Below are 18,236 nucleotides of genomic sequence, written 5' to 3'. Positions count from 1 at the left end.
ATATGATGAATGTGGATCTGCAACAACTTATCCAGGCATTGACGGCGTCCACACGGCGCGACCTGGAGCGCAGCGCCGAGCGTTGTGTCACCCGGGGCGGCGGCGAGGTGCTGGTGGAAGACTTGCTGCTGACGCTCCTGGAGCATCCCGAGGGTGTTCTTATGCGAGCGCTGCAGGATGCGGGCGTGGATGCCGGGGAATTGCAGGCCGTGCTGCAACCTCGGGTCGACCAGAGCGCTTCCCGCAATCCGGTGTTTTCGCCCGCCCTGGTGCAATGGCTGCAGCAGGCGTTGCTGGTTGCCCATCTGGAGCTGGGCCGACGGGAAGTGGACCATGGCGCCTTGCTGCTTGCCTTGTTGCGCAACCCGATGCAGCACGCTGGCAGCCGTTACCAGGCGGTGATGAGCACGCTTGATGCACCGCGTGTGCTCGGATTTCTCTTGAGTGAAAACGCGCAGGCGGCTCCAGCTGAGGCGGGGAGTTCCTTGCTGGAGCGCTTTACCCATGACCTGACTCGCCAGGCCCGGGACGGGAAACTCGACCCCGTGCTCTGTCGCGATAACGAAGTCCGGCAAATGATCGATACGCTCGCGCGGCGGCGCAAGAACAACCCCATTCTGGTGGGCGAGGCGGGTGTCGGGAAAACCGCGATAGTCGAGGGCCTGGCCCTGCGGATCGTCAGCGCGCAAGTGCCAGAGGTGCTCAGGAAGGTGCGCCTGCTGACCCTGGACATGGGCCTGCTGCAAGCCGGTGCCAGTATCAAGGGTGAGTTCGAGCGCCGCCTCAAAGGCTTGATCGATGAGGTCAACGCCTCGCCGCAACCGGTCATCCTGTTCATCGATGAGGCCCATACCCTGGTCGGCGCAGGCGGCTCGGCCGGCAGCTCCGATGCCGCCAACCTGCTCAAGCCAGCGCTGGCACGAGGTGAGTTGCGTACCATCGCCGCGACGACCTGGTCGGAGTACAAGAAGTACTTCGAGAAAGACCCGGCGTTGGCGCGGCGTTTCCAGCCGGTGCAAGTGCACGAGCCGACGGTTGACGATGCCGTGACGATTTTGCGTGGGTTGGTCCCGGTGTATGAGGCCAGCCACGGAGTCTACGTGCGCGATGACGCCGTGGTCGCCGCCGCGCAGTTGAGTGCCCGCTACCTGGCCGGCCGCCAGTTGCCGGACAAGGCTGTGGACGTGCTGGACACCGCTTGTGCCCGGGTGCGGATCAGCCTGGTCACGGCGCCGGACGAACTGCAGCAGTTGCGCGCCGAACTGGCCGAGGGCACGCGCCAGCAACGTGCCGTGCGCAGGGATGCCGACGCGGGGTTGGCCATCGATGAACAGGTGCTGCAGCACCTCACCCGGAGACTGGATGAAGTAGAAGTTGCACAGTTCCAGCTTGAACAACGCTGGACCCACCAGCGCGAACTGGCCGAGAAGGTGCTCTCGCTGCGCCAGCAACTGGCCGACGCCGGTAACCTTGGCGAAAGCACTGAGGCTCTCGCTCCGCTCCTGGCCCAGAACCATCAGGCGTTGCAGGCCATACAGCACGAACAGCGATTGCTCAGCTTCGAAGTATGCCCACGGTTGGTGGCACAGGTTATCAGCGCCTGGACGGGTATTCCCCTGGAGCAGCTTGCCCGCGAACACAGCGCGAAGGTCCTGAACTTTGCGGATGATCTGCGTGGTCGCATCCTCGGCCAGGAAGGTGCCGTGCAGGTCCTGGACCGTTGCCTGCGGGCTGTCGCGGCCGGCGTGAACAAGCCTGATGCCCCCGTGGGGGTATTTCTGTTGGTGGGCCCCAGTGGTGTCGGCAAAACTGAAACAGCCCACGCCCTGGCCGACCTGTTGTATGGCGGCGAGCGCTTTGTCACCACGATCAACATGTCTGAATACCAGGAGAAACACTCGCTGTCCCGGCTGATCGGCGCACCACCGGGTTATGTCGGTTACGGGGAGGGCGGGGTGCTGACTGAGGCGGTGCGGCAAAAGCCCTATTCAGTGATGCTGCTCGATGAGGTGGAGAAGGCCGATCCGGATGTCCTGAACCTGTTTTACCAGGTGTTCGACAAAGGGGTAGCCAATGATGGAGAAGGACGTGAAATCGACTTTCGCAATACCCTGATCCTGATGACTTCCAACCTGGGCAGCGATCTTGTCACCGGGCTGTGCGCCGACAGTCAACGACCGGCTGTCGAAGTACTGCACGCCGCAATCCGGCCGGTACTGACAGCTCATTTCAAGCCGGCGCTGCTGGCCCGTATGCGAGTCGTGCCGTATTACCCGGTGGCAGGCGCGGTGCTGCACCAACTGATTGAACACAAACTTCAGCGCCTGGGCCAGCGTCTGCTTCAGCGCAAGCTCGCATTCAGTCACGCAGGGGATCTTGTCGCACACATGGCCGAGCACTGTAGCCACAGTGGGAGTGGCGCGCGGTTTGTCGACCAATGGATCGAGGAAAACCTGTTGCCGCAGGTGGTGGATCGCCTGCTGGATGCGATGGCCGTTGGCAAGTCCCTGCAGTTCGTCCATGCCAGGCTGGATGCCAACGGCACCGTAATCTGTGAGTTCAGCTGATGGCGGACAATCCGTTTACCCAGTTGCCAAGCCCGCTGGACTACGCCGCTGCCTTGTTGGGATGGTTTACCCGGTTGGGCATCAATAGTGACGAATCGACATTGGCCGATGACTTTGCGGCAGGCGCCGCGCAATTGAGCGGCTGCGAGCTTGGCCAGTTGTACCTGCTCGACCAGGCCACCGGCCGCCTCGAACTGGCTGCCCAGTATTTGCCGGGCCTGTCGCCGCCAGGGGCGGTTGTGAGCTCGGGCGCGGATTTTCGGAACGAGCAACTGTTGCAGTACGTGCTGCAACAGAACCGGGTGTTTAACCTCACCGAGGCAGGCAGCAGTGTGTATGACACGGGGTTTCTGCCAGCGGGCGCGGCGTCCTGGCAATCACTCCTGTGCGTGCCGTTACCGGGGCCGAGCAAGCAGGTATCCGGGATGGTGTTGTGTGCCAGCCTGCGAGCGACGGAGCTGGCTGGCTACGGTGCGTCCCTGGGCCAATTGGGCAGTTTTGTCTTGAGCCAGTTGGCCCTGTTGCGGCGAATGCGCCGGGCTCCCGGTGCGTTGAAGGTGGTTCGCAGCACCCGCAGCACCAGCGCCTACGGCTTGATCGGAAACAGCACGGCCATGGACGAGACGTGCCGCCTGATCGGCAAGGTGGTGCATAGCCCCTACACCGTGCTGCTCCGGGGCGAGACCGGCACCGGTAAAGAGGTGGTCGCCCGGGCCATTCATGCTGCCGGCCCGCGCAGCAGCAAGGCATTTGTGGTGCAAAACTGCGCAGCGTTTCCCGAAGGCTTGCTCGAAAGTGAGTTGTTCGGTTACCGCAAAGGCGCGTTCACCGGGGCCGAAAGAGACCATGCCGGCCTGTTTGACACCGCCCACGGCGGCACGCTGCTGCTCGACGAAATCGGTGATATGCCGCTGTCACTGCAGGCCAAGTTGTTGCGGGTCCTGCAGGAGGGCGAGATTCGGCCGTTGGGTGCCAACACGTCCCACAAGGTCGACGTGCGAATCGTCGCGGCGACCCACCGGGACCTCACCAGCATGGTGGCTGAAGGAAGCTTTCGCGAGGACCTTTATTACCGGCTGGCGCAGTTTCCTATCGAGTTGCCGGCGCTGCGCCAGCGGGACGGGGACGTGCTGCAACTGGCCCGGCATTTCGCCGACAAGGCCTGTGCACTGTTGGGGCGAGCCACGGTGGGCTGGTCGAGTGCGGCCCTGGATCAACTGTCCAGCCACCACTTTCCCGGCAACGTTCGTGAGCTCAAATGCATGGTGGAGCGGGCGGTGCTGCTGTGCGACGACGAGGTGATCCTGCCTGCGCATTTATCGCTGCCATCAACCCTGTCCGCGCCCGCTGTCGACGCAACGCTGCGCCAGCGCATGGAGCGAGTCGAGCGGGTAGTGCTGATCGACTGCCTGCGCAAGAACCGTGGCAATCGAACCCGCACCGCCCGTGAACTGGGCCTCGCCCGGCGCACGTTGTTGTACCGCCTTGCACGCCTGGACATTCCGTTTGGCGAAGTCCAGGGAGAGTGCTGAATGGCACACCCTTTCAATTCCGGGAGATACCTGATGCCTGTTAGTCAGTGGCAAGCCCTGGTGCTTGTGTTGTTTTTGCTGAGTGGCTGTAACACCAATCATGTCTTTGACGACGATGACTACCGTCCGCTGGGTGATCCACGGTCCACCGATCGTGGCCTGTGAGCGCGGAGGAGTCCTGCCATGCAGCTAGTGTTTGAGGTGTGCCCTGCGGGGCCAGCAGAGTCCGCGCCGGCGCTGCGCAAAGTCTTTGACGGTGTGGGGGGCGTCATCGGCCGGGGGGGCGGTTGCGACTGGACCCTGCCTGACACCAGTCGCCAGGTTTCCGGTCGTCACGCGGTGATCAGTTATCGTGACGGCCGGTATTTCCTGACGGATATCAGCAGCAATGGAACCCGCCTGGCAGGCCGCAGTGAGCGTCTGCATGAGGGGCAGCAGCAACCGATAGATGACGGTGCGGTATTTCAGCTGGGGCCGCTGAGTATTCGCGCACGACTGGTCAGCCCACCGCTGGGACAGGGCCAGGACGGATTACACAGGCTGATTCCCGATGATGCATTCCTTGAGCTGGACCCACTGCGGGCACTGGCCAGCGAACTGCAGCGCGAGGACGGGTCGCAAGAGCTGGCGGCCCTGAACATGACCACCTACGAGACATTGCGCTGGACGGACCACGCGGCGGCGGACCGGGATCACCTGACGGTTCCCGAACTTGTGAAGCCTGCGCGCCAGGTTGCCCCAAGTCCGCAATCGCCCGTTCCAGGTCACGGCTCAGGGCCATTCTGGTTGGGGTTTGCGCAGGCACTCGGTATTGATCTGGGCGACCTCGATGAGTCGGCAAGAGAAGTCCTGGCGATCAAGGCCGCGAGCTTGCTCCGGCAAATGACTGAAGGGTTGCAACAGAGCCTGGGCACCCGTAACGAGCTCAGGCAAGAGCTGAAACTGGCACTCACCCAGACGCCGCTCCAAAGCCCCAACCCACTTAGAGACAGCGCAGACGCCAGTGCGGCCTTGGGGTCGCTGCTGGGTGTCGGGCAGCTGGGGCAGGTTTCCGCCGAGATGCTTGTCATGCGGGCGTACCGCGACATGCAGGCTCACGAGGTGGCCTTGCTGGCGGCCTGCCGCGCGGCAGTACGCGGCGCTCTGGCAGCCTTTGCGCCCGGCCATTTGCTGCTGTGCTTCGAACGCCAGGCAAGGCCGCCGCTGATCCCCCGGTGTGGCGCCCGCTGGCGCGCGTATCAGCGCCATTACCAGACACTGATCGAGGACGAGCACTTGAGCGAGCGCCTGCTGGGCAGCGACTTCGCCAAGGCGTACGAGGAACAGATTCGTCTGATCTCAACCCTTCACCGTTATCCAGGATGATCTTCATGTCCCGAGTCACCGTTGCATTGTTGTGCGCTGTAATGGGTTTGCTGGGTGGTTGCTCCCTGTCGCCCTTTTCGAAGTTGACCAAGCTGGACCTGACACTGACCGCCAGCGAACGGGTCAACCCTGATCTCCATGGTCGCCCGTCGCCGATCGTGGTGCACCTGATGGAGCTTCGACACCCCGTGGCTTTTGAAAATGCGGACTTTTTCAGCCTTTATGCTCATGCCGAGCACACGTTGCCCAAGGACCTGGTGAACCTCGAAGAGCTGGAGTTGCGCCCCGGCGATCACTCCACGCTCAAACTCAGTCTCGAGCCAGGCAGTCGTTATGTCGGCGTGCTGGCGGCGTACCGTGATTTGCCTCACTCGCAATGGCGCTATGTGTTGCCGGTGACCGCGCAGCGATTGACCGGCGCTGAACTGATCCTTGATCAGGCCGGCATTCGGTTGGTCAACCCGCAACCCGCGAAGGTGGGCGACTGACATGTACAGCCAAAAAGTCATCTGGCAGGAAGGCATGTTGTTGCGCCCTCAGCATTTCCAGCAAAACGATCGGTACCACGATCAGCAACTCACGCGCCGCACCCAGCTGTTGTGCCGTCACGCCTGGGGCTTCCTGGCCCTGGAAATCGATGTGCAATACCTCAATATGGGCAAGGTCGTTATCAGCCAGGCCAGCGGCATATTGCCGGATGGCAGTCTGTTCGAACTGGGTGGCGCGATGGAGTCGCTGGTGCTGGAGGTTCCGGTAAATACCGGGAAGCAGTCGATCTACCTGGCCTTGCCGCTGGCCACAGGTAACTGTGTTGAAGCCCGTCGACCCGAGCAGATTGATGTGTTGGCGCGCTACAAGACTCTTGCGGTAGACGTCAGCGACTCCAACGCCGGGGAAGAAGCTCGTCGTCAGGTCAATTGCGGGCAGCTGGATTTTCGCCTGTTGCTGGGGGAGCAACACAGCGACCCGCATTACGTGAAGCTCAAGGTTGCCCAGGTGCTCAGTTGCACCGAGGGGGGCGTCAGCCTGGACCCCGATTTTATCCCGAGCTTCATTCACCTGCATGGCTCCGGCTACCTGCTGTCTTGCCTCAAGGAAGTGATCAGCCTGCTCGCTTACCGGGGGGATGCCATCGCCGAGCGGATTCGCGCCAACGGTACCGCCGCCGGCGCGGAGGTTGGCGACTTCCTGATGTTGCAATTGATCAATCGCACCGAACTGGTCTTGCGTCACTACCTGGGCCTGAGCCAGGTCAGCCCTGAAACGCTGTATCGAACATTGCTGTCGATCCTGGGTGAACTCGCGACGTTTGCCAGCGACAGCAAGCGTGCGCACTTCGACGGGCATTACCGGCACAGCGACCAGGGCGCCAGCTTTCGTGGATTGATGGAGCCGATTCGCAGCCTGCTGTCGATGGTGCTTGAGCAGCATGCCATTGAGCTGGCGCTGCAGCCTCGCCAGTACGGGGTGCTGGTGTGCCCGGTGAGCGATCTCAACCTGCTGGGTTTGGCGACCTTCATTCTGGCCGCCAGCGCCCATTGTGACGCCGAGGAGCTTCGTCACCGGCTGCCGGCGCACCTCAAGGTCGGCCCTGTGGAGCGGATTCGCGAGTTGGTCAACCTGCAGTTGGCGGGCATCAAGGTCAAGCCGCTGCCGGTGGCTCCCCGGCAGATACCGTTTCATGCCGCCAACACCTATTTCATGCTTGAACTCGGTGCCCGGGACATTGAGCAGTTGAAGCAGTCGGGAGGATTTGCCTTCCACGTCAGCGGTGAATTTGCCGAACTGGAACTGAAATTCTGGGCCATCAGGAACTGAGACCATGGACAGGGAATACCCGCAGGACGAGAAAACCGTCCTGCTTGATCGACAGGGACGCGGACCGGCGCAGGGACCGATGACCGACTTCGCATCGCCGCCGCGTTTCGAACAACTGGAAGACCGGATGATCTACGCGGCCCGCTTGCGGGGCGCGGAGCATTTCGACATTGGCCTGAACAGTTTGGTGGCGCCTGCCTGGGAGCTGTTGTCCGAGGTGGTCCGCCTCAAGCGCAGTACCGCCGAGGAAAGCCTGCGCGCCCTGAATGAACGACTCTCGGCTGCAGTCACGCTGTTCGAGACGCGGGCCCGGCATGACGGGGCCCAAGGCAGCGAGGTCATGGCGGCGCGGTATGTGCTGTGCAGCGTGATCGACGAGGCAGTGGTCACCACCTCATGGGGCAGCCAGAGCGATTGGTCGAAGATGAGCCTGCTGAGCAGTTTTCACAACGAAACCTTCGGCGGCGAGAAGTTTTTCCAGTTGCTTGAGCGCATGTCGAGGGACCCCTTCAAGCACCTGGCGATGCTGGAGTTGATGTACCTGTGCCTGTCCCTCGGGTTTGAGGGCAAGTACCGGGTGATGGAGCGTGGGTTGTTGCAGCTTGAACAGGTTCGGGACGCGCTGTATCGGCAGATCCGGCATGTGCGGGGTGATACGCCTGCGGCGTGCGCGCCGTCGCCCAGGCCGGAACAGCCGCGCCGGAAACGGCTGAGAGTCGTGTCGCTCACCTGGATTGCAGTGTTTGTCGCCGCCAGCCTGTTGAGCCTGTATGCAGGATTTGCCTGGGTGCTGGGCCAGCAGCGTGAAGCGGTGTTGCAACCGTATCAACTCGTGGCGCCGGATATGTTCCGGGCGCCGCTCTAACGCAGGGAGCAACGCATGAACGCATTCTTCAGGAGCGCGGGCGCCGTGCTGGGCAGGGTTTGGGTCTGGAGCCTGCTGCTGGTGCTCGCGGTCGCAATGACCGTGTGGTTCTTCGGGCCACTGCTGGCTGTCGACGACTATCGATTCTGGCAAGCGGCGGCATCGCGCTTGCTGACAATCAGCGGGCTGTTTTTGTTGTGGGGCCTGGCGATGGTGTATGCCAATTGGCGCAGTATGGCCCGGCAATCAACCGTCGATGACGGCGAACCACGCCCGCGCAAAGGCCAGGTTGAAAACGAGCAGCGGCACCTGCGCGGTCGCTTCAAGGACGCTTTGTACACCCTGAAACACTCCCGGATTTATGGTGAACGCAGCCCGCGTTGGCGTAATGCATTGCCCTGGTATTTGCTGATCGGCAAGGAAGGCAGTGGCAAGTCCCGGATGTTGGCCGCCAGTGGCTTGCAGTTGCTCCAGGATCAGGGCGCGTCGGTAGCGACGCAGGGCGGTGCCACGCGGGACTGTGACTGGCATTTCGCCGAGGACGGCGTGTTGCTCGACGTCGCCGGCCGCTACCTTACCCAGCCTGACAGCCAGGTGGATGGCGCGGGTTGGTCGACGCTGCTGGAGCTGCTCAAGGTGCGGCGCCGGACACGCCCGCTCAATGGTGTGGTGGTGGCGCTGTCCACGGACACATTGCTCCATGGCGGCGAGCGCCAGCTGGAGAATGAGGCGCGGGCAGTCCAGAGTCGGTTGCTGGAGATCCGCCAGACGTTGCATGTGGAGGTGCCGGTCTACCTGGTGGTGACCCAGGCCGACCGCCTGCCGGGGTTTGCGGAGTTCTTCGAGCGGCCGTTGGGCGAAGGCAGTGATGCGGTGTTGGGCGAATCTATCGTCCCAGGCAAAGCGGGTATTGGCATTGCCCAGGTACGACAGGCGTTTGAAGCACTGCTGCAGCGCTTGAGCGGTGAGCTTGTGCAGCGCCTGCACCAGGAACGCAACAGTGATCTGCGCGGACGGATGCTCGACTTTCCCCATCAGGCGGCCCGGATTGGCGAACGCCTGAGCCTCTATATCGACGTTGCTTTTTGCGGCCCGCGTTATCAGCACACCAACGGCTTTCGTGGTTTCTACTTGACCAGCGCCGACGGTGGCCCACAGGCACTTGAACCACGTTCGCACTTTATCCAGGGCTTGTTCAGCCGGGTGATTCTGGCGCAAGCCGACCTGGCGGACCTCGATAGCCAGGAGCGCCGTCGAATCCGCCGGCACCAGGGGGGGCTGGCCCTGGGCGCACTAGTGGTCGTCGTGGCGGCGGGCTTGCTGTGGACCCACAGTTACTCCTCCAATCATCAACGTCTGGAGCAACTGCAGGCGCTGGCACGACAGCCCGCACCCGTGCAGCCTGGGTCAGACGCTACCCAGGCACTCCTGCCGCTGCTGGACAGCCGCCTGGCGGCCACGCGGATTTTCCCCTTGCCGGGCGAAGCCAGGCTGGTTGAGCGGATGGGGTTGTATCAGGGCAGTATAAGCCGTCCGGTGCTGGAGCAGGCCTACGAGCGTGCCTTGGGCCGGCTGTTGCTGTCCCACGTCAGCGAGATGCTGCAGGAACAGGTTCGCGGCAGCCTGGAAGATCGTGAGCGGCTGCTGGATAACCTCCGGGCATACCTGATGCTCAACCTGCGGGAGCGGCGGGATGTCGGCTGGCTGCGTGAGCGGGTGGCGGGGCATTGGTCTGTACGGTTTGCCGGTGAGCCCTCCGTGCAAAACCGGTTGAATGAACATTTCGCGCGCTTGCTTGAGCAACCGTTCGTGCAGCCGCTCGATGACGAGCTGGTGGCCCGCGCGCGCCACGTGTTGCGCGGCGAATCGCTGGTTGACGTGGTGTACCGGGTGCTGCGCGAACAAGCTCGCGGCCTTGAACCGTTGCGCCTTGCACACGGGCGGGTGTTTGAGGGGGGCGAGCGTTCCATTCCGGGGTTTTATACCCGCACGTACCAGCGGCATTTTGAAGCGCAGGGCGCGCGGCTGGTGAATACCATCGTCCAGGACAACTGGGTGCTGGGAGAGGGCGCCGACCTGAGCGCCATGGATTTGCAACGGTTGATGGTGGAGCTTGAACAACGCTACTTCAGCGAGTATGCCGATGCCTGGAGCGAGGCGCTTGGGCAGGTTGGCCTGCGTGAAACTGAAAACTCCAGGCAAGGCGCCGAGCAGCTCGCCAGCTTGACGTCGGCCCAGTCGCCGTTGTTGCAGTTGTTGCAGCAGGTTCGTGACCACACGCGCCTGCCGTCGGCCAGTGAGCGCCTCGACGAGCTGGCTGCCAAGCTGCCTGGGCCTGCGGCAGAGCGGTTGCCGACCGCCGCCGGGCTGGTCAATGCCTTGCCCGACAGCGCACGGCGAGCCATGCAACGCCGCTTCGAGCCCTTGCACCAGTTGCTGGACAGCCAAGAGAACCCGGGGGCCGAGTTAATCGGCGTGTTACAGGCGCTCAACGACTTGCACCTGCAGTTGGCGAGCTTGAATCGCGAAGGCGCGCCGGAGCCGGTCGCGTTCGAGATGGTCAAGCGGCGGATCCAGGGGCAACAGGATGCGCTGAGTAACCTGCGCAACGTGGCCGCGCGTTTGCCGCTGCCGCTGGCGGGCTGGTTCGAAAGCCTGGCCGACGAGCATTGGCGCCGCCTGCTCGACCAGGCCTATCGGCATGTGAACCAGCGTTATCAGAGCGAGGTATATGGTTTCTACAGCAGGGCGATCAAGCTGCGTTTCCCGTTCAATGCCCACGCCAGCAGCGACGTTTCCCTCAACGACTTCCAGGAGTTTTTCAAGCCTGAGGGGATCATGGCGCGATTCTTTGACAGCTATCTGAAGCCTTTCGTCAGCGGTGATTCCGGGCGCTACAGGCTGCGTAGCCTGGATGGGCGCAGCTTGCCGATGTCTCGGGCGTTGCTCGACCAGCAGGCGAAGGTGCAGGTGATCAGGCGCGGTTTTTTTGCGGATGAGCCGGGGGACTTGCAGGTTCGTTTCACGCTCGCACCCTATAGCCTGGACCCGTCGGTGAGTCGCGCGGTCTTGCGTTTGGGTGGCCAGCAGATGGAGTACCGGCACGGGCCGATTGTCCCCATGGCGATGCAATGGCCAGCCGAGGCTGAGAATGGTCGCAGCAGCCTGGTACTGGAGCGTGGCAGCGAGCGGGCGCTGGGGCTCGAAAAAAATACCGGGGCCTGGTCCCTGTTTCGCTTGTTCGACTTGATGCAGAGCGAACCCTCCAGCGGGCAGGATGAGCTGATCCTCAAGGCTGACCTGGCAGGCTTGCGCGCCAACTACCTGCTGACCAGCCGACGCACACCCAATCCATTCCAGATGGCGCAGTGGCGAACTTTTCGCCTGCCGGAGCAGTTGTGAGCCAACCTCGCGACCGCTGGCACAGCGCCGGTCGCACAGACCGTGGAAAGGTCCGTTTACGCAACGAGGATGCCTTTCTCGATTGCCCCGGGACGCGCTGCTGGGCCGTGGCGGACGGGATGGGCGGGCATCAGGCGGGGGATATCGCCAGCCAGCTGGTGGTCGATGGCCTGGCGTCATTGCCCGGCCAGGGCAGCCTGGATGAACGCGTCGAGGCGACCCGTCGTTGCCTGCAATGGCTCAACCGGCGGCTGGGCGATGAATTGACGCTGGCCTCCCATGGCGCCGAGGCCATCATGGGAAGCACGGTCGTGGCGTTGTTGCTTCAGGGCGATCGCGCTGCGTGTGTCTGGGCCGGTGACAGTCGTTGCTATCTGTGGCGCGGGCAGACGCTGTACCAGCTGTCGCGAGACCACTCGCTGTGTGAGCAATTGATTGACCAGCAGGTGAGCCCGGAACAGGCCAGGGCCCATCCAGACGCACGGGCCTTGACCCGGGCCATCGGCTCGCGGGCACCACTGAGCCCGCAGGTCCTGGAACTCGGTACCTTGGCAGGGGATGTGTTTCTGTTGTGCAGCGACGGCCTGTACCAGGCGCTTAGCCACTCTGAGTTGGGCCAGGCCTTGAGCCAGGGAAATCCGCAACGTGTCCTGGACCAGCTGTTTGCAGGTGTCTTGCGCGGTACGGCCGGCGACAACCTGACCGCTGTGGTGGTGCAGTCATGCGCGACCTGACCCACTTTGCCTTTGCCAAGGCCCCGATAAACCCACCGCGCGACGGAGCCCCCGAGTTGCTGGCCGGGAGGTACCTGATCGAGCGCGTGTTGGGCGCAGGCGGCATGGGCGTGGTCTATCGTGCGCGGGACCTGCTGCACGAACAGTTTGGCGAGTCCTGTTCCAGTGTCGCGATCAAGGTGTTGGGCGAAGCCATTCGCGAGTCTGCGGATGCCCACGTGTTGCTGTACAACGAGTTTGCCCTGACCCGCAGCCTGCGGCATGAGCAGGTGGTGCGTGTGTATTCATTTGAAGTGGATGCTCCCGGCCAGATCGCATTCTTTACCATGGAACTGCTCCAGGGCATGACCCTGGACCGGTTGCTGCTGGAGTGCCCCGGCGGTTTACCCTGGCAAGCGCTGCAAGGCATCGCCATGCAATTGCTCGACGCGTTGCGCCATAGCCATCAGCAGGGTGTGCTGCACGGGGATGTGAAACCCGCCAATGTCATGGTGGGAGACGGCGGCTTGCGCTTGTTCGATTTCGGTCTGGGCGAGGCTTGCGGACAGGCCCCGGCGGGTTCTCCAGGCTTGAGTCGCAGCCGCTTCAATGCCTGGACGCCCGCGTACGCCGCGCCGGAGTTGCTGGCTGGCGGAGCACTGTCGGCCAGCGCCGACCTGTATGCAGTGGCCTGTGTGTTGTACGAATTGGCACAAGGCCGGCGCCACGCCAGTGACAGGCCGGCCCGGCCCAGGCAACTGCCTCGTCATTGCTGGCCTGTATTGCGTACGGCGTTGACGGCTGACCCTGAACGCAGGGCCGTTACCCTTGATGAATTACGCGCGGTGCTCGCTGATCGCAGGAAGGGCCTGGGCCGCTGGTTCTAGACGGGCAAGTCGTGCAGCTGGCAATACTCGAACCAACTCAGGCCTGCCATTTGCGCCACCTCCTTGTGCACCTCAAGGCGTTGCGCCTCGAACTCCGCCGGGGAATGCGCCGTCAATTTCAGCGTCAGTTCCCAGGCGAACAAGCCCTGTTGCTCGGCTTCTGCCTCGAAGGCTTCATGCAGGCGCTCGGCGCGGTACTGCTCCATGGTTTCCCCTTTGGCCTGGGCCGCCAAGGGGTTCAACGTATTCAGTTCCGCGGCCAGGGCCGGGTGTTCACTCAAGAATCGGTCCAGGGCTAGCTGGTGGTTTTCGCCGGGTTGGGACAAAGGTTTACTCCACGGTAAGAGAGACGGTCAGTCTGGCTTGGACATTAAAAAAGCCGCCATGGCTGCATAGGCGGGCAAGGTCACCCCATCATTGGCGGCGTTGCCGGCCACCGGGTGGGAGGCATAGCGAACAATCGCCATTTCGGCCTTGGGGTCGATGTAGATGCTCTGGCCATGCACCCCGCGGGCCATGAAGGCGCCGTCGGGATTGTGGGTTACCCACCACATGTTGCGATAGCTCCAGCCCTTCAATTGAGCGTAGCCGGCCTGGGCGAACGCCTGCTTGTCGCCGCCCTGGCGAATATCCGTCACCACGTTTTCGGGCACGATCTGCTGGCCATTGAAGCGCCCGCCGTTGCGCAGCATCTCGGCAAACCGGGCCAGGTCCCGCAGCCCGGTGTTCAGGCCGCCACCGGCGAAGGGTGTGCCGATGGAGTCAACGGTGAAGTAGGCGTCCTGTTCGGCGCCAAGCCGACTCCAGATGCGTTCGCTGAGCAGTTGCGCGACATTGCGCCCGGTCGCGCGGGCAATCACCCAGCCGAGTACGTCGGTATTGACGGTCTTGTAGCCGAAGGCACGCCCGTGTTCGCCGCGCTGCTTAACCGTTTGCAGGAACTCGTAGTAGCTGCGCGGCCCGGTGTAGTCCTTGGGTTTGGGCAGCGGGTTGCCGGCCTGGGCGTGGGCCCAGACTTCGGCGTTGGGGTCGGCATAATCTTCGCTGTAGTCCAGGGCGGTGGTCATGTCCAGCACCTGGCGCAAGGTGGCGCTGCCAAAGGCCGAACCGCCGAGTTCGGGCACGTAGTCGACGATCTTTTTCTGTGGGTCCAGGGTGCCATCGGCCACCAGCATCGCGCCCAGGGTACCGATCACCGATTTGGTGACCGACATGGCCGCGTGTTGCCCATCCTCCTTGAGCACCCCGAAATAACGCTCATAAACCACCGTGCCGCGATGCATCACCACGATGCCATCGGTGTAGGTGGCGTCCAGGGCCTGGCGCCAGGTCAGCGGCTGGGCTGCACCCACTGGCTGCACGGGGATTGCATCGAGTGCCGGGTCGAGTTTGCGTGGCAATGCCAGCGGTGCGCCGAGCCCGCGGGAGACGTTAACCGTGGGCATCAATTGGCGAAAGTTGGCGACACTCCAGCGCATCGCCGGGAAGCGGAAATAGCTGCCGTCTTCAAAGCGTACGGTGCGGTCGGCCGGCGGCGGTGCGCCGACCATCCATTGCAGCCTGGCCGGGTCGCTGGCCTGGGCATCGGCGAAGGTCGGGGTGGCGGCGCCGGCCAACGGGCTGGTCAGCCCAAGCAGCGCACAGGCCATGAGGGGAGTGAATCGCAGCATCAGTCGAGTCCGTTCGAGGGGTGCGTCGTTTTTTACGACAACCAGTGCGCCAAAGGATGGGCCAACCCGAGCCAATCGACAAGCAGCAAGCCCCTGCGGTGATTCTGAATAAATGCGCCAGGGGCGGCAAAAGCCTTTCGCTTGCGGTGTCAGGGCGTGTAGCGTTACCCCGTGATAAGGCGACAGCCAGGTGTTATTTTGCGACCCTGGCATCAGGGACCGAGGGACAGGTGATGGCGCAAACGCTGTTCAAGCTTTTCTTCACCCAGCGGCTGGCGGCCCTCGCCAGTACCGAGTCGTTGCGGGCCATACGCGAGGGGCTGTTGTGGATCCTGCCGTGCCTGCTGGTATCGGCCGGTTTCCTGATCCTGTCCGAATGCGCCCGAGTGCTGGGTTTCGACCCTCAGGTGGTGGCCTTCCTGGCGGGGTTGCACAACCAGATCAGCTCGGTGATCCCGCTGCTGGTGGCAGCCTCCATCGGTTACATGCTCGCGATCCAGCACCGCCTGCCGCAACTCCCGGTAGCGTTCCTGTGCCTGGCCCATGTAGTGATCGCCACGTTTGTGCTGCGGGATTTTCCCCGAGCCTCGGCGACCTTCGTGTTGTTCATCGCCATCGCCTCACCGCTGATCAATGTGCCCGCCATCGCCTGGCTGCATCGGCGTCGCTGGACGCGGTTGATCAACGAAGACCTGGTGGGGCACAACCTCAAGGGCACCCTCAATATGGTGGTGCCGGGGGCGATCACGGCGCTCGGGCTGGTGCTCGTGCTGTCGTTGCTGTTGCAGATTCCGCAGGTGGCACAGCTTCAGGGGCCGCAGGTGCTCGATGCACTGGAGACGCCCTATGGCAGCGGCCTGTTTGTGACCCTGATGAATTCGCTGCTGTGGTTTTTCGGGATCCATGGGGTCTACGCCATGCAGCCGTTTTTTGATGTGCTGGACCAGGCGGTCGGGCTCAATAATGCGGCGGTGGCCGCGGGCGAGCCGGTCAAATATCTACTGAATGGCGGCTTGCTGGGCAGTTTCGCGTTTATCGGCGGTTCGGGTGGTGCCCTGTGCCTGCTGCTGGCGATCCTGCTGTTTTCCAAAAGCCGGTCCATGCGATTGGTGGCGATGGCGAGCCTGCCGTTGTCGTTGTTCAATGTCAGTGAAGTGCTGTTGTTTGGCTTGCCGATCATTCTTAACCCGCGGCTGTTCATTCCCTTTCTGGTGGTCCCGGCGTTCAACGTGATACTGGCGTTGATGGTGGTGCAGATTGGCTGGGTGTCGCCTGCGGTGGTGAGCGTGCCATTTACTGCGCCGGTGTTGCTCAACGCCTACCTGAGCACCCACGGCGATCTCGCGGCAGTGTTGCTGCAGGTGGTGTTGCTGGGGGTTGGCATGCTGATCTATGCGCCCTATGTGCGCGCGATCAACCGCCAGGCCACGGAGGGCGGTACGGTGTATTTGAAGTCGCTGGACATGACCTTTCGCGGCCTGGAAGAAAAAGGCCGCTTGCTGGAGCTGGACCCGGTGATGGCGTCCCACAAGGCCCAGGCGCGCCAGGTCAGCGAGTTGAGCCATATCCAGCAGATCAGCGACTACGAGTTCTACCTCGAATTCCAGCCGCAGATTTCCACCCGGACTGGGCTATGCACCGGTTGCGAAGCGTTGATGCGGGCCCGGGACGCCGAAGGTACGGTGCATTCACCCTGGGAGTTCCTGCAATGGCTGGCCCATGCCAGGTTGATGCCCGACGTGGATGTGTGGGTGGCATCCCAGGCTGTGCGCCAGTACCAGAAGTGGCAGAAGGTCGGGTTTACGTTGCCGATGACGATCAATATCTCCAGTGCCACGCTGACTACCCCGGCGTATGGTGATCGGCTGGTGGAGATACTGGCCCAGGCCCACGGGCAGGTTTCGGTGGAGATCACCGAGGATGCGCTGGTGGGCGATATCCAGGGCACGCGGCAGATGATCGAGAAGCTCCAGGCGATTGGTGCCAAGGTGTATATCGACGACTTCGGCACCGGATTTTCAGCGCTGAGTTACCTGCACCAGTTCCCCGTGGATTTCATCAAGATCGATCGCAGTTTCGTGGTCGCCCAGCATGATCCAAAGGGCGCCCAGGTGTTGACCGGGATGCTGCGGTTCTGTGAGGCGTTGAACCTCGGGGTGGTGGTGGAGGGCGTGGAAACCGCCGAGCAACTGGCGTTTTTGCAGTCGGGCTCGGAGCTGATCATCCAGGGCTGGTATTTCAGCAAGGCGCTGCCGGGCGATGAACTGGAGCGGTTCGTGCGCGGGCGGTATACCCAGATGCAATCTAACGCTCCAGAACCCCTCTGAAGGTTGCGCTCAACGCCCGCAATGTCTCGCGGGAGCGGCCGTCGCTGATGCGGCTATGCAGCACGATTTCACTGACGGGCAATGCCGGTAATCCGTACTGTTCGCTGACGTCCACGGCGCCCACCGGCGCCACTCGCCGGGCCAGCGCCGCCACACCCAGGCCGGCGCTGACTGCTGCACCCACCGCCATTACGCCGCCGCCGACAAACACTTCGGTCCAGTCAATCCGCGCCTCATCCAGCGCGCGCACCGCCAGGTGTCGCACGCCGCAGGGCGAGGCCATGGTTGCCATGCGCAGGGGCGTGCCGGGCGTGTGCTGCCAGGTAGGCGCGGCGAACCAGCCAAAGCGCTCCACCACCAATACCTCACCGTCCTGGCGATCGCCTTCGTTGCGCACGATCACCGCGTCCAGTTCGTTGCGGTCGAACGCCGCCACCAGGTCGCGGGACGATGCAATCCGCACCTCCAGGATCACCAGCGGGTCATAGGCGGCCAGGCGGCTGAGCCACAGTGGCAGGTCCGGCCCGGCCACGTGGTCGCTGATGCCGATCACCAACCGTCGCGGGGCGCCATTGCCCATGTCACCCAACGCCCGTTCGTGGGCATTGAGCAATGCGCGGGCGGCGACGATGAACTGCTCGCCCTGGGGCGACAGCCGCACATGCCGCGGTGTACGAACCAGCAGGCGATAACCGAGGCGTTCTTCCAGGCGCTTGAGCTTGAGGCTGATGGCTGCCTGCGAGGTGTCCAGTGCCTGGGCCGCGCGGGTGAAGCTGGCGAAATCGGCGACCAGGACAAAGGCGTGCACGGTGTCGATATCCAGCGGCTTGAGTGCGTCGGTCATTTCAGTTCCTTATCACACCTATATCCGGTGATATCTTGCTGAAATCATGGGCGCTGCGCAAGCTGGGCACTCATCTGAACAGGAGCGCCATGATGTTTGCCAAACAGTATTCACACCGCTTGCCAGCCGATTACGACATGGGTGTCATCCGTGAGCGGGCCGCTCGCCTGGGGCCGTTGTGGGATCATGCCGAGGGTTTGCTGTTCAAGGCGTTTATCGCCCAGGAGCGAGGGCAGGGGCCGGGGG

General features: G+C 63.0%; 14 protein-coding genes and 1 pseudogene. 12 read left to right on the top strand and 3 right to left on the bottom strand.

Annotated features, from left to right (window positions below):
- Nucleotides 1-2 precede the first annotated feature (2 nt).
- The 10 genes from tssH to AC3WKX_RS18110 are packed head-to-tail and all read left to right on the top strand — an operon-like array spanning nucleotide 3 to nucleotide 13,149.
- Nucleotides 3-2,567: a type VI secretion system ATPase TssH gene (tssH, locus tag AC3WKX_RS18155; RefSeq protein ID WP_102604775.1), complete on the top strand. Its 2,565-nt coding sequence runs from the start codon at nucleotides 3-5 to the stop codon at nucleotides 2,565-2,567.
- Complete coding sequence (locus AC3WKX_RS18150) at nucleotides 2,567-4,099, top strand: sigma-54 interaction domain-containing protein (RefSeq protein WP_087694178.1); 1,533 nt, start codon at nucleotides 2,567-2,569, stop codon at nucleotides 4,097-4,099. Before tssH ends, AC3WKX_RS18150 begins: the two co-directional genes overlap by 1 nt.
- A 33-nt stretch (nucleotides 4,100-4,132) precedes the next feature.
- Nucleotides 4,133-4,264, top strand: a complete 132-nt coding sequence (locus AC3WKX_RS18145; RefSeq protein ID WP_102604776.1) for a type VI secretion protein TagU — start codon at nucleotides 4,133-4,135, stop codon at nucleotides 4,262-4,264.
- Between the two features lie 18 nt (nucleotides 4,265-4,282).
- The gene (tagH, locus tag AC3WKX_RS18140; protein ID WP_102604777.1) at nucleotides 4,283-5,464 is read left to right on the top strand and encodes a type VI secretion system-associated FHA domain protein TagH; all 1,182 of its coding nucleotides are present in this window, start codon (nucleotides 4,283-4,285) and stop codon (nucleotides 5,462-5,464) included.
- 5 nt (nucleotides 5,465-5,469) lie between these two features.
- Nucleotides 5,470-5,952, top strand: coding sequence for a type VI secretion system lipoprotein TssJ (gene tssJ / locus AC3WKX_RS18135; protein ID WP_102604778.1), 483 nt, complete (start codon nucleotides 5,470-5,472; stop codon nucleotides 5,950-5,952).
- Nucleotide 5,953: 1 nt separating this feature from the next.
- A complete protein-coding gene (gene tssK / locus AC3WKX_RS18130) occupies nucleotides 5,954-7,282 on the top strand; it encodes a type VI secretion system baseplate subunit TssK (protein ID WP_102604779.1) in 1,329 nt (442 codons plus the stop codon).
- Between the two features lie 4 nt (nucleotides 7,283-7,286).
- Nucleotides 7,287-8,147, top strand: a complete 861-nt coding sequence (gene icmH / locus AC3WKX_RS18125; protein ID WP_102604780.1) for a type IVB secretion system protein IcmH/DotU — start codon at nucleotides 7,287-7,289, stop codon at nucleotides 8,145-8,147.
- 15 nt (nucleotides 8,148-8,162) lie between these two features.
- A complete protein-coding gene (gene tssM, locus AC3WKX_RS18120; RefSeq protein WP_102604781.1) occupies nucleotides 8,163-11,549 on the top strand; it encodes a type VI secretion system membrane subunit TssM in 3,387 nt (1,128 codons plus the stop codon).
- The gene (locus AC3WKX_RS18115) at nucleotides 11,546-12,283 is read left to right on the top strand and encodes a PP2C family protein-serine/threonine phosphatase (RefSeq protein WP_023658926.1); all 738 of its coding nucleotides are present in this window, start codon (nucleotides 11,546-11,548) and stop codon (nucleotides 12,281-12,283) included. The genes tssM and AC3WKX_RS18115 overlap by 4 nt, the downstream gene beginning before the upstream one ends.
- Nucleotides 12,271-13,149, top strand: coding sequence for a serine/threonine-protein kinase (locus AC3WKX_RS18110; protein ID WP_102604782.1), 879 nt, complete (start codon nucleotides 12,271-12,273; stop codon nucleotides 13,147-13,149). The genes AC3WKX_RS18115 and AC3WKX_RS18110 overlap by 13 nt, the downstream gene beginning before the upstream one ends.
- Here the strand turns inward: AC3WKX_RS18110 and AC3WKX_RS18105 are convergent.
- Complete coding sequence (locus AC3WKX_RS18105) at nucleotides 13,146-13,475, bottom strand: DUF6388 family protein (RefSeq protein ID WP_087694170.1); 330 nt, start codon at nucleotides 13,473-13,475, stop codon at nucleotides 13,146-13,148. The genes AC3WKX_RS18110 and AC3WKX_RS18105 overlap by 4 nt on opposite strands.
- A gap of 27 nt (nucleotides 13,476-13,502) precedes the next feature.
- On the bottom strand, nucleotides 13,503-14,798 hold the full coding sequence (locus AC3WKX_RS18100) for a serine hydrolase domain-containing protein (protein ID WP_371858861.1): 1,296 nt from the start codon (nucleotides 14,796-14,798) through the stop codon (nucleotides 13,503-13,505).
- A gap of 254 nt (nucleotides 14,799-15,052) precedes the next feature.
- Here AC3WKX_RS18100 and AC3WKX_RS18095 point away from each other — a divergent pair, with 254 nt between their 5' ends.
- Nucleotides 15,053-17,146: an EAL domain-containing protein gene (locus AC3WKX_RS18095; protein WP_102604784.1), complete on the top strand. Its 2,094-nt coding sequence runs from the start codon at nucleotides 15,053-15,055 to the stop codon at nucleotides 17,144-17,146.
- Here AC3WKX_RS18095 and AC3WKX_RS18090 read toward each other — a convergent pair.
- Entirely contained in the window at nucleotides 17,124-17,990 is an 867-nt protein-coding gene (locus tag AC3WKX_RS18090; protein ID WP_102604785.1) for a LysR family transcriptional regulator, read from the bottom strand. The genes AC3WKX_RS18095 and AC3WKX_RS18090 overlap by 23 nt on opposite strands.
- A 92-nt stretch (nucleotides 17,991-18,082) precedes the next feature.
- Between AC3WKX_RS18090 and AC3WKX_RS18085 the strand changes: the two are divergent.
- Nucleotides 18,083-18,236: pseudogene (locus AC3WKX_RS18085) on the top strand (DUF4865 family protein); the annotation flags it as partial.

The sequence above is a fragment of the Pseudomonas sp. GP01-A4 genome (genome assembly GCF_058780865.1).
Note: the sequence above shows the minus strand (reverse complement) of the source record. Positions and strands in the feature narration are given on the sequence as shown.

Coding starts and splice junctions, on each gene's coding strand:
- tssH (WP_102604775.1), top strand. CDS start 3: ATGATGAATGTGGATCTGCAACAACTTATCCAGGCATTGACGGCGTCC.
- AC3WKX_RS18150 (WP_087694178.1), top strand. CDS start 2,567: ATGGCGGACAATCCGTTTACCCAGTTGCCAAGCCCGCTGGACTACGCC.
- AC3WKX_RS18145 (WP_102604776.1), top strand. CDS start 4,133: ATGCCTGTTAGTCAGTGGCAAGCCCTGGTGCTTGTGTTGTTTTTGCTG.
- tagH (WP_102604777.1), top strand. CDS start 4,283: ATGCAGCTAGTGTTTGAGGTGTGCCCTGCGGGGCCAGCAGAGTCCGCG.
- tssJ (WP_102604778.1), top strand. CDS start 5,470: ATGTCCCGAGTCACCGTTGCATTGTTGTGCGCTGTAATGGGTTTGCTG.
- tssK (WP_102604779.1), top strand. CDS start 5,954: ATGTACAGCCAAAAAGTCATCTGGCAGGAAGGCATGTTGTTGCGCCCT.
- icmH (WP_102604780.1), top strand. CDS start 7,287: ATGGACAGGGAATACCCGCAGGACGAGAAAACCGTCCTGCTTGATCGA.
- tssM (WP_102604781.1), top strand. CDS start 8,163: ATGAACGCATTCTTCAGGAGCGCGGGCGCCGTGCTGGGCAGGGTTTGG.
- AC3WKX_RS18110 (WP_102604782.1), top strand. CDS start 12,271: ATGCGCGACCTGACCCACTTTGCCTTTGCCAAGGCCCCGATAAACCCA.
- AC3WKX_RS18100 (WP_371858861.1), bottom strand. CDS start 14,798: ATGGCCTGTGCGCTGCTTGGGCTGACCAGCCCGTTGGCCGGCGCCGCC.
- AC3WKX_RS18095 (WP_102604784.1), top strand. CDS start 15,053: ATGGCGCAAACGCTGTTCAAGCTTTTCTTCACCCAGCGGCTGGCGGCC.
- AC3WKX_RS18090 (WP_102604785.1), bottom strand. CDS start 17,990: ATGACCGACGCACTCAAGCCGCTGGATATCGACACCGTGCACGCCTTT.